This is a genomic window from Rathayibacter rubneri (assembly GCF_023743255.1).
Classification (GTDB): domain Bacteria; phylum Actinomycetota; class Actinomycetes; order Actinomycetales; family Microbacteriaceae; genus Rathayibacter; species Rathayibacter rubneri.
In genome coordinates, this window is record NZ_JAMRYM010000108.1 from 1 (window position 1) to 10,521 (window position 10,521).

The following is a 10,521-nucleotide window of genomic DNA, read 5'->3' on the forward strand; positions in this document are numbered from 1 at the left end:
GTCGCAGGAGCTCGGGCGCCACCCGTCCGACCGCGAGATCGCCGGTGATCGTGGGCACCGCGAAGGCGGCGAAGCTGTCGCCGCGTTCCGGAGCGAATCGGCGCGCGGCCTTCACGAGCCCGACGTACGCGACCTGGCGGAGGTCCGCCCAGTCGCCGCCGGCGCCGCCGCCGCGGGAGACGCGCCGGGCCATCGCCTCGGCGAGGCCCAGGTGGTCGAGCACGATGCGCTCGCGGATGCGGTCGCCCTCGGCGCCGTCCGCGTCGGCGGCCTCGCGGAAGAGCGAGAGCGTGCGAGCGTCCTTCTCCTCGCGGGCCGGATCCATCGCGGCGGCGGCGCGCGACGTGGCGACGTCGAGATCGGTCGTGCTCATCCGAATCCCCTTTCCGGGCGTGCTGGCGCGAGGCCCGGGGCATGGCGGATGCGGTGCGCTCCTCATCGAGCGGCCCCGGAGAAGCGCTCTGCACAGAGCACCACTGCTCCTCCGAGAAGGCGAGTCCGTTGACGCGGAGCACTGCTTCGCGATAAAGGGCGTGGGAGCGCGGTCATCCGGCCGAGCGGCGGAGCATCCCGCCCGTGCCCGGGGCCCGCGGGCCCCGGAACCGGCGTCCGGACGGAGTGCGCACCCCCGGGACGCCCCTTGTCCAGCCCGGCGGAGGTCCCCGCTCCGCGGCTAGAATCGCGGGCGTATGTCTGAGCTCACCCCGCCCTCCGATCGCGCCGCAGCGGCGCACCCGTTCACGACCGCGACCGGGAGCGACGTGCGCGTCCGCTTCTGCCCGTCCCCGACCGGGACGCCGCACGTCGGCCTCATCCGCACCGCCCTGTTCAACTGGGCGTACGCGCGGCACACGGGGGGCACGTTCGTCTTCCGCATCGAGGACACCGACGCGGCCCGCGACAGCGAGGAGAGCTACGAGCAGATCGTCGACGCGCTGCGCTGGCTGAAGCTCGACTGGGACGAGGGTGTCGGAGTGGGCGGCCCGAATGGTCCGTACCGCCAGTCCGAGCGCACCGACGTCTACCTCGACGTGATCCAGCGCCTGCTCGCCTCGGGCCACCTCTACGAGAGCTACTCCACCGCCGAGGAGATCGACGCGCGCAACGAGGCCGCGGGCCGCGCCAAGCAGCACGGCTACGACAACTTCGACCGCGGTCTCACCGAGGAGCAGCGCGCGGCGTTCCGCGCCGAGGGCCGCAGCCCCGCGCTCCGCCTCCGCGTCCCCGACGCCGATCTCTCCTTCGACGACCTGGTCCGCGGTGAGATCACCTTCCCGGCCGGCTCCTTCAGCGACTTCGTCGTCGTGCGCCCCAACGGCCAGCCGCTCTACACGCTGGTGAACCCGGTCGACGACGCGATCATGCAGATCACGCACGTGCTCCGCGGCGAGGACATCCTGCCCTCCACCGCCCGGCAGATCGCGCTGTACCACGCGCTGATCGACATCGGAGTGACCACCTTCGTGCCGCGCTTCGGCCACCTCCCGTACGTCATGGGCGAGGGCAACAAGAAGCTCTCGAAGCGCGACCCCTCCTCGAACCTCTTCCACCACCGCGACCGCGGCTTCATCCCCGAGGGCCTCGTGAACTACCTGGCGCTGCTGGGCTGGTCGCTGACCCACGACCGCGACGTCTTCTCGATCGACGAGATGATCGCCGCGTTCGACGTCGCCGACGTGAACCCCAACCCCGCGCGCTTCGACCTGAAGAAGGCCGAGTCGATCAACGGCGACCACATCCGCCTGCTCGCGGTCGACGACTTCACCGAGCGCACCGTGCCGTACCTGATCGCCGCGGGCGTGCTCGACGGCGAGCCGACTCCTGCGCAGCGCGCGGTGCTCGACGCCGCCGCGCCGCTCGTCCAGGAGCGCATCGGCCTGCTCGGCGAGGCGCCCGGCATGCTCGGCTTCCTCTTCACCACGGCCGACGCGCTGACGTACGACGAGGACGCGCTCAAGGGCCTGCCCGCGAACGCCGGCGACGTGCTCGACGCCTCGATCGCCGCGCTGTCCGCGGTGCCGGAGGGGGAGTGGCTGACCGCCTCGATCCAGGCCGCGCTCGCCTCGGCCCTGATCGAGGGCCTCGGGCTCAAGCCCCGCATCGCCTACGGACCGCTGCGCACCGCGATCTCGGGTCGCCGCGTCTCGCCCCCGCTGTTCGAGTCGATGGAGATCCTCGGCAGGGCGGAGTCGCTCGCGCGGCTCTCGCGCCTCGCCGACCGCACCTCCGCCTCCGCCGGACCGGCCTGAGCATGGCCGAGGCGGTGGGAGGGCACTACGACGTCGTCGTGATCGGCGCGGGCCCGGCCGGTCTGTCGGCGGCGCTCAACCTGGCGCGCGCCCGTCGCAGCGTCCTGCTGCTCGACAGCAACCGTCCGCGCAACGCCGCGACGCTGCACTCGCACGGCTTCCTGACCCGCGACGGGGTCTCTCCGCTCGAGCTCCGCCGCCTCGGCCGCGAAGAGGTCGAGAGCTACGAGGCCGCCGAGGTGCACAACGCCCTGGTGACCTCGGTCGAGCGCTCGGGCGGCGAGTTCCTCGTGTCCGCGCGCGGCGTGCGCGGTGCGGCGGACCGCGCCGTCGTGGCCACCGCCGTCGTCGTCGCCGCCGGGCTGAGCGAGAAGCTGCCCCGCCTGCCGAGCCTCCGCGCCTACTACGGCACCGCCGTGCACAGCTGCATGGAGTGCGACGGCTACGAGAAGGCGGGGGAGCCCCTCGCCCTGATCGGCGAGACGTCCGACCTCGCCGAGCGCGCCATGCTGCTCTCGCAGTGGAGCACCGACCTGGTCGTCTTCACCAACGGCATCGGAGTCGTCAGCGACGCCGACGAGTCGCTGCTCGGCTCGATCGGCATCCGCGTCGAGCGCCGCCCGGTCGCCGACCTCGCGGGCGAGCGCGCGGAGATGACCGGCGTGCTGCTGGAGGACGGCGACGTGATCCCGCGCACCGGAGCCTTCGTCCGCCCGATCTGGGTCCCCGTCCTCGAGTACCTCGACGCGGCCGGCCCCGAGACCGACGGCGACGGCTTCCTCCTGGTGGACGCGGGCGGACGCACCTCGGTGCCCGGCCTCTACGCCGCCGGCGAGGTCACCGCCCCCGGACCGCAGCAGCTGATCGTGGCCGCCGGCTCCGGCGCCCAGGTCGCCTCGGCCGTCAACCGCGACCTCGTGCGCGCCCGCCTGGGCGAGGCCGCACCCGAGTCGGAGGCCCACGCGATCCACGAGGCCGGCGTCGATTTGAGCGGCGTGCGCCCGTAGGGTAGTGTTCTTCCTTGGCGCCGGAAGTTCTTCCGGCGGCTACCTGGCCTCCTCCCTCACCTGTGGATGGCCATTGGGGTATGGTGTAATTGGCAACACGGCTGATTCTGGTTCAGTTGTTCTTGGTTCGAGTCCAGGTACCCCAGCACTTCTTCTGCTCCGCTCCGGCGTAGGCGTTTCGTCATCGCTGCTGTCTCACCGCAGTGAGAGCTTCTTCCGCAGGTACTCGAGCAGTGCCGACTCTGCGATCGCCGTCGACTCTGTGACCGGTGAGGGAGGGCGGGGAGGGAACTCGCGCGCTGTAGCCTCCTCGCATGAGTGCGATGACGCCGGCAGGATGGTTCCCTGATCCCTTCGGTCGGTTCGACCATCGCTACTGGGATGGGACGCTGTGGACCGAGCACGTAGGGGCGGCCGGTCGCCAGCTGGTCGATCCTCCGGTAGTGGGCCCGCCACCGCGGCAGGTGGAGCGGGACACCGCCGAGCCCGTCCGAGAAGTGGGCTCCACCGGCAAGAAGGTCCAGCGCCAGGTTCGTCGGCTCGGGCTCTCCGACGACGGGTCGGCAGGAGGTGGCACCCTGTTCTCGGAGCGGATCCTCGTGATCAACCAGAAGGCGAAGCTGTTCGAGCGGAAGTCCGAATACGGAGTCTTCGAGAGGGGCGGTCGGCGAGTAGGCGGGGTTCGGCAGTTCGGCACAAGCATGTCGGGCGCCGTAGTCGGGCGCGAGAACGCGACGAAGCGCCTTCAGATAGTCGACGAGCGCGGTCAGCCGGTCTTGACCTTGACCCGTCCCGCGACGCTCGTGAAGTCGAAGATCACTGTGCGCAATGCTGACGGATCGCCTCTCGGGCAGATCATTCAGGAGAACTTCGGCGTTCTCGCGTCGATGCTCGGCGGGCGCTTCAACATCCGCTTCCGTATGGAAGCGGATGGCAAGACGCTCGGAACCATCAACGCCGAGAGCTGGCAGGCCTGGGACTTCAGCATTCAAGACCCTGGCGGAGAAGAAATCGGCCGGATCACGAAGACGTGGGCGGGGCTCGGCAAGGAGAGGTTCACGACGGCGGATAACTACGTCCTCGAGATGCACCGTCCTCTCGAGGATCCGCTGCTCTCCTTGGTCGTCTCAGCTGCGCTCGCCGTCGATACGGTTCTTCATCAGGACGGTGACGGTCGGCGCAGTCGTTGACTCGAGGAAGTGCTCAGCGCCCGTCGTTCCCGCAACTCATCAGGGCGTCAGTGCGGACCGGATCCGACCCTCCCATCGCCTCGCGGCTACCGGCCGAGCGGCAGCGCACAGCACGGAGAGCACGACTCGTCCATCCCGTTATGCGTCTGCGCCGCACGGTTACTCTGGCGTGATGAGGGCTCAGCGAAGTCGGAAGCGCGGCCTCGCCGCCCTCGCCCTCACCGCGGTGCTCCTGCTCGCCGGCTGCTCCGGCGACTCCTTCCGCGCGGACTTCGCGCGCACCTTCGGCAGCGACGAGGCCGTCGCCGATCTCGAGCTCTCGACGGTCGACGACATGCCCTTCACCGGCGGAGTGAGCGCCGAGGTGGTGGCGCGCGAGGACCTCGACGAGGCCGGACTTCAGGCACTCGCCGGCCGCCTCAGCGCGTTCGCGTCGCAGCGGCCGGTGGGCGACGTGCGGGTCGTGCTCGATGCGGAGGGGCTCAGCCTCCCCGTCTCGGGCGACCCCGACCTCACCGACGGGAGGATCGCGGCGGCCCTCGAGCTGCGGGACGATGCGCGGGTGTCGTCCGTCGCCCTGACCGCGGACGACAGCGACGACCGCGTGAGCGGGTTAAGCCTCTTCCTCTCCGACAGGGCGACGGCGGAGGACCTCTTCGCGCTCGCCCGGAATACTCCCGACCTGCTCCCGGACGCTGCTCCCGTGCACGTCAGCGTGCAGAGTTCCGATCGGTCGGCGCTCGTCAGTGGAGACCCGGGCGAGTGGATCGGCGCTGCCGAGGGCACGTGGGCGGCGGTCTCGACCGTCGTTCCCGCGTCCGGCTTCCGAGCCGTGCCGGAGCGGCTCGAGGTGACGCTGGCCGACGAGGACGACCTCGCCGCGGCGGAGTCGGCGTCCGCGGCGAGCGGCGGCCCTGCGGTCGCGTTCTCGAGTCCGCTGGTCGCCCTCGGCGACAGCGGCACCGGAGTCGCGGCCCGCGTCGTGCTCGCCGCTCTCGCCCCCGAGATCCTCGCCGACGTCCGCTCGGTCTGGACGGACGACGACCGCCTCCGCCTCGCCGTCGACTCGGCCGACCGCGCCGCGGCCGTCGCGGAGGCGGTGTCCGCGACTCCCGGCTCCGCGGAGTTCGCGACCCTCGCGATCACCGTCGGCGAGGGCCCGACCCTCGAGGTCAGCGCCGCACCCCGCTCCTTCGGCGCCGCCGTGGCCGACGCGTCCGCGCTGCTCGCGACTCCGGGCGTCACCGCGGTGGCCCGTTCGGACCGGTCGGTGACGGTGACGGCCGCGGGTGACGACGGCGACCTCGGGCGACTCCTCCCTCCTGCACGGAGCCTCGCCGCCGAGGGCGCCCGCATTTGCATCCAGCGCGCCGACGGCACCGGGGTCTGCGACACGTCCACCGGCTGACGGCGTCGAGTCGCGGTCGCTCCGCGCCGATGCCCGCCGCACGCCGCTCCGCCCCGCGCCGGGGCGTGCCACGATGAAGCCGTACATCGCTCAGAGACGCGCCTCCGGCGTGTCCCGAGAAGGGGGAATCTCGTCCATGCAATCAGACCTGCTCTGGATCGTCATCGCGGGGGTCGTCGCCGGCGCCCTGCTGCTGCTGGCACTCATCGGCTTCTTCATCTTCCGCGCCTGGTACCAGGTGCCTCAAGCCGACGAGGCGATCGTGATCGTCGGTAAGAAGCAGAAGGGGGATGACGGGCTGACGTCCAACATGACCGTCATCACCGGCGGCGGCGCGTTCGTCAACAAGCTGACCCAGCGCTCCGACCGCATCTCGCTGCGGTCGCGGCAGATCAAGATGGAGCCGGTCGCGCAGACCAAGAACGGCGTGACGATCCACCTCGCGGGCGTCGCCCTCGTCAAGATCGGCTCCACGGCCGACCAGGTGCGCGCAGCCGCCGAGCGCTTCGCGTCGCAGGATCAGTCGATCGACGTCTTCACGACCGAGCAGCTCGAGGGCGCCCTCCGCGGCGTCGTCGCGAAGCTCAGCGTCGAGGAGGTCATGCAGGACCGGCAGAAGCTGGGCGACGAGATCGCAGAGGGGATCAAGGGCGACCTGCTCGCCCAGGGACTCGTCCTCGACTCGTTCGCGATCCAGGGCGTCACCGACCGCAACGGCTACATCGAGGCGCTCGGCGCGCAGGAGATCGAGCGCGTCCGTCGCGAGGCCGACGTCGCCCGGATCAACGCGGCTCGCGAGGTCAAGGCCCGCCAGCTCGCGACCGACGAGGCGAACCTGATCGAGCAGACCGCCTACGACAAGAACACCGCTGCCGCGAAGTCCGAGGTCGGCCGCGCCAACGCCGAGGCCGAGCAGGCAGAGAACCTGGCCCGCGCCGAGCGCGAGCAGGCCGTCCTCGTGCAGCGCGCCGAGAACCGCCAGGCCGAGCTCGACGCCGACGTCAAGCGCGTCGCCGACGCCGAGAAGTACCGCCGACAGACCGAGGCCGACGCCGACGCCTACGGGCGCGCCAAGAAGGCCGAGACCGACCGCCAGGTCGCTCAGCAGGTGTCCGACGCCGAGGCGTACGCCGTTCAGCGCCAGGCGGAGGCCCGCCAGGCGTCCGCCGCGGCCGAGGCTGCCGCCGTGAGCGCCCGCGCCGAGGCCGAGGCGCACGCTCTGCGCGCCAAGGCCGGCGCCGAGGCCGAGGCCCTGCGCGCGAACGCGACCGCCGAGGCGGAGGCCATCCGGGCCAAGGGTGAGGCGAGCGCGGCGGCCATCGCGGCCGAGGCGGAGGCGCTCCGCGAGAACCAGGAGGCGATCCTGGGTCGCGAGCTCATCGGTCAGCTGCCCTCGCTCATGTCCGAGTTCGCCAAGGGCTACCAGAACGTCGGCACCGTGACGCTGATCGGTGGCGACACCGCCGGCACGCACATCGCCCGCGAGCAGGCGGCGAGCCTCGCCGCGACCTTCGACAGCGTCAAGTCGGCGACCGGCGTCGACCTGGGGGCGATCCTCCAGGGACAGGCGTTCGGCCGCGGGGTCGGTGCGGCCGCTCAGGGGTCGGGCCAGTCCGACCCGACCGCGGTGCCCTCGACGAGCTGATCTCCGATGGCGGGCCGCCCGGCCCGGTGCCTGATGGTGGTGCCGGGTCGGGCGGCTGCGAGAAGTCCGGAAGTTCTCGGACGACGCGGCAACGCGGGAAGCGGACCGTGTCGCTCAACCAGTGGTCGCGAACCGGCCGGCGAGGGAAGCGCAGGCCCCGGATGGCGACGAGTCACTGCGGCCGCGGCCGCCCACTGGACGTGGGAAGGTCCCTCCGGCCCGCTCAGGCCCCGGAATGCGTCCACTCGCAGGAGCGGCACCTGACCAGACAGCGTGTCAGCCCCCCCCCAGCGTCGAGGGCGCTCTCCATGTGACCCGCAGACCGCCGTGCGGCAGGTACGACCAATCTGGACGATGTTCTCCCGGCCCCGTTCTGCGCCGATCCGACCCCTCCGGTGCTTTCCGTCGCACGATATTCGCTATGAGCGACCGAGAAACGATCGATGGCCGACCCGTGACCGAGCAGCAGATCGCGGACTGGGCGGCGGAGGCCGAGAAGGGCTACGACGTCGGCGCCCTTCGTGCCCGCGGGCGGGGTCGCCCCGGACGCTCCGGTGCACGGTCGCGATCGATCCGTCACGAATAGCCGCTCAGCCTCGACAGGCACGGCGTTTCCTGACGGAGTGGGTCACGCCGGCTCCCTAGGAGCAGTGCTGAATGCGCTGCGGCAGCGCTGCACCGCGGGCGAGGCGGTCCCGGGCGGAGCGCGCCCCACTCAGAAGTAGCGCCTCAGGTGCTCCCTCAGCGCGTCGTCGCACACGTACACGTACGTCCCCCGGATCCCGCGCGTCAGCAGCACCGTGTAGATGTTGCGGACGTAGGCGAGCAGATCCTCGTCGGAGTAGGTGATGCCCAGCTTCGGGTTGTTCTCGCGGCCCTTCGTGTCGTGGTAGTTCGAGCGGTCGAAGACGATCCGCTCCGCGACCGGATCGAAGCGCAGGTCGCGTCCGATGATCACGCCGGCGTAGTTGAGGTCGTAGCCCTGGACGGTGTGGATCGAGCCGACCTCGTCGATCGCGCCGGGGGAGTTGATCCAGTCGCGCTGGGTCTGATTCCACCGCAGCGACAGACCGTCGATCTCGATGTCGAACGCGTCCTTCTGCTTCCTCGTGATCCACTTCCACGCGTACCCGGCGATCAGGCGGGCGAGCCCGTGCTCCTGCTCGCGGAGCAGCAACTCCCGGCGCAGCTCGTGCACGTCGTCGAAGAAGCGCAGGTCGTAGCCGCCGAAGTCCTCGCGCTGCGGAGGCGGCGCATCAGACAGCACCGCCCGCACGTATCCGACGTAGTCCTTGTCCGCTGCGATGCGCATCTGCGAGCGCAGCGGATAGACGCGGCTGGTCGCGGAGGCTTCGGCGAGAAGGCTCCGGGTCACCGCGGCAGGGAGGTCCATCGGGCGGACCGTCTGGGCGGTGTCGAGCATCAGGATCACGTGCCTGCTCTGCGCCCGGATCCAGTCGAGCTGCGTGTATTCGAGCGCGTCCTCGCCGAAGAGCCTCCGGTTGACGTCGGCGAACGTCTTGTTCAGCGGGCCGGAGGGCTGGTTCGCCCGCTGGCTCAGCCGGTGCGCTTCGTCGACGAGGAGGAGGTCGAAGGGCTCGGCGCTCTTCCCGACCTCGAACGGGGTGAGCACCAGATCCTTCGACAGCCCCGGCGTGAGCGTGAAGACCCGCGCGATCGATCCGCGCAGCGACTGCTGCGGAACCACCAGTCCGATGCGGAGCGTCGACAGCAGTTCCCTGTGCCCGGGCGTGAAGAAGTCGCTGAAGACGGAGTCGCTGTCCAGCGGCTCCTCCGGATCGTGCCGACGGATGTCCTGGAGCAGCTTCATCAGGTAGATCGCGACGACGGTCTTGCCCGTCCCGGGATCCCCCTGCACGACGACGGTGCTCCGCTCGCCCGACTCGAGGTCGGCGAAGAGGCCCTCGAGGATGTCCTCGACGGCGATCGCCTGATCGTGGTTGAGCGCCTTGAACGGCGAGAGCTTGAAGAGGTCGCTGTTGATGATCTCCGGAAGCGTCCGCCGGAAGAGGTGCTCCTCGGTTCGCAGGACCTCGAACACCCCGTCGAACGTCCGGCGGTAGGAGTCGCGGTCGAAGTAGTCGGCGTCGGTGATGCCCGCATTGTGGTTCAGCACCTGCAGCCGGCCCTCGCCCGAGAGCATCCGCAGGAGGAAGGACTCGAGGTCGAGGCACGCGGACTTGTTGAAGGTGTCGTCCAGGACGACCCGCACCCGCTCGAGCCGGCTCTTCTCGGGGGAGTCCAGATGCTGGCGGAGGCGTCCCTCCGCGTTGAGAGACTCGCCGACGTAGACCTCGGCCGCACTGTCCAGCACGTACACGACGGGCCAGTTGCGGTGCCGCGGGTCGGCGGCCCCCCACGCGCGGACCTGATCGGAGTCGAAGGGCAGGCGCTCGAGGCTAAAGCCGGTCATACTTCTCGCTCCGTCCGCGAGCCTTGTCGACGGGGTACTTCTCGCGGGTCTTCCTGAGCTTGGCGAGGACGATCTCGTCCGCGTCCACTCCCAGCCGGTCGGCGAGCAGGAGGCAGTACGTCAGCACATCCGCGAGCTCCTCGACCGCCGACGGCAGGTCGCCCTCGCCCCACTGGAAGCACTCGAGCAGCTCGCCCGACTCGATGCTGATGCTCTTCGCGAGGTTCTCGGGGGAGTGGAACTGCGCCCAGTCGCGCTCCTGGACGAACGAGCGGAGGGCATCGAGGACGTCGTCACCGGGCATGGCTGCCAACCTATTCGACAGGCGGCGTCCCCGCTCCCGCGAGCCGGCACCGGCCCGGTGGTCGCGAAGCGGTCCTCGAAGGACGAGCAGACCCCGGATCGGGTCGACTCGACGCGGTCTCGGCCGCCCAGTGGACGCGGAACGGCTCCGACGGCCCGGCGGTTTCTTAGGGTTGTTGCAACGGAGGGGTGGTCACATGCCGGGTCGTCGGTTGGATGCGGAGGAGCGGGCTCAGATCGCGGTGTTGTTCGCTCGGGGGCTGCGGTTCCCGGAGATCGCGGAGT

The 10,521-nt window shown here is 70.7% G+C and carries 8 protein-coding genes and 1 tRNA gene; 6 read left to right on the forward strand and 3 right to left on the reverse strand.

The window, feature by feature from the left end; genetic code table 11:
• Positions 1-373 (reverse strand): sigma-70 family RNA polymerase sigma factor (locus NB037_RS16820; protein ID WP_279309049.1); only part of this gene is annotated, 373 nt, incomplete at its 3' end.
• Between the two features lie 316 nt (positions 374-689).
• On the opposite strand from NB037_RS16820, the gene gltX reads away from it, so the two are divergent.
• The 6 genes from gltX (at position 690) to NB037_RS16850 (ending at position 7,499) form a co-directional block, all read left to right on the forward strand.
• Positions 690-2,249: a glutamate--tRNA ligase gene (gltX, locus tag NB037_RS16825; protein WP_251947815.1), complete on the forward strand. Its 1,560-nt coding sequence runs from the start codon at positions 690-692 to the stop codon at positions 2,247-2,249.
• A gap of 2 nt (positions 2,250-2,251) precedes the next feature.
• Positions 2,252-3,256 (forward strand): NAD(P)/FAD-dependent oxidoreductase, encoded by a 1,005-nt coding sequence (locus NB037_RS16830; RefSeq protein WP_251947817.1) that lies wholly within the window; start codon positions 2,252-2,254, stop codon positions 3,254-3,256.
• 74 nt (positions 3,257-3,330) lie between these two features.
• A tRNA-Gln gene (locus NB037_RS16835) sits at positions 3,331-3,402 on the forward strand.
• A gap of 168 nt (positions 3,403-3,570) precedes the next feature.
• Positions 3,571-4,446 (forward strand): phospholipid scramblase-related protein, encoded by an 876-nt coding sequence (locus NB037_RS16840; RefSeq protein ID WP_251947819.1) that lies wholly within the window; start codon positions 3,571-3,573, stop codon positions 4,444-4,446.
• A gap of 172 nt (positions 4,447-4,618) precedes the next feature.
• Positions 4,619-5,854, forward strand: coding sequence for a hypothetical protein (locus NB037_RS16845; RefSeq protein WP_251947822.1), 1,236 nt, complete (start codon positions 4,619-4,621; stop codon positions 5,852-5,854).
• A 136-nt stretch (positions 5,855-5,990) separates the two neighbouring features.
• Complete coding sequence (locus tag NB037_RS16850; RefSeq protein ID WP_251947824.1) at positions 5,991-7,499, forward strand: SPFH domain-containing protein; 1,509 nt, start codon at positions 5,991-5,993, stop codon at positions 7,497-7,499.
• A 715-nt stretch (positions 7,500-8,214) separates the two neighbouring features.
• On the opposite strand, the gene NB037_RS16860 is transcribed toward NB037_RS16850, so the two are convergent.
• A complete protein-coding gene (locus tag NB037_RS16860; RefSeq protein ID WP_251947826.1) occupies positions 8,215-9,933 on the reverse strand; it encodes a DNA/RNA helicase domain-containing protein in 1,719 nt (572 codons plus the stop codon).
• Complete coding sequence (locus NB037_RS16865) at positions 9,920-10,237, reverse strand: nucleotide pyrophosphohydrolase (protein WP_251947828.1); 318 nt, start codon at positions 10,235-10,237, stop codon at positions 9,920-9,922. Before NB037_RS16865 ends, NB037_RS16860 begins: the two co-directional genes overlap by 14 nt.
• Positions 10,238-10,521: the final 284 nt, after the last annotated feature.

Bases quoted from the DNA above. Each gene is read 5' to 3' on its own strand.
- gltX (WP_251947815.1), top strand. From the start codon at position 690: ATGTCTGAGCTCACCCCGCCCTCCGATCGCGCCGCAGCGGCGCACCCG.
- NB037_RS16830 (WP_251947817.1), top strand. From the start codon at position 2,252: ATGGCCGAGGCGGTGGGAGGGCACTACGACGTCGTCGTGATCGGCGCG.
- NB037_RS16840 (WP_251947819.1), top strand. From the start codon at position 3,571: ATGAGTGCGATGACGCCGGCAGGATGGTTCCCTGATCCCTTCGGTCGG.
- NB037_RS16845 (WP_251947822.1), top strand. From the start codon at position 4,619: ATGAGGGCTCAGCGAAGTCGGAAGCGCGGCCTCGCCGCCCTCGCCCTC.
- NB037_RS16850 (WP_251947824.1), top strand. From the start codon at position 5,991: ATGCAATCAGACCTGCTCTGGATCGTCATCGCGGGGGTCGTCGCCGGC.
- NB037_RS16860 (WP_251947826.1), bottom strand. From the start codon at position 9,933: ATGACCGGCTTTAGCCTCGAGCGCCTGCCCTTCGACTCCGATCAGGTC.
- NB037_RS16865 (WP_251947828.1), bottom strand. From the start codon at position 10,237: ATGCCCGGTGACGACGTCCTCGATGCCCTCCGCTCGTTCGTCCAGGAG.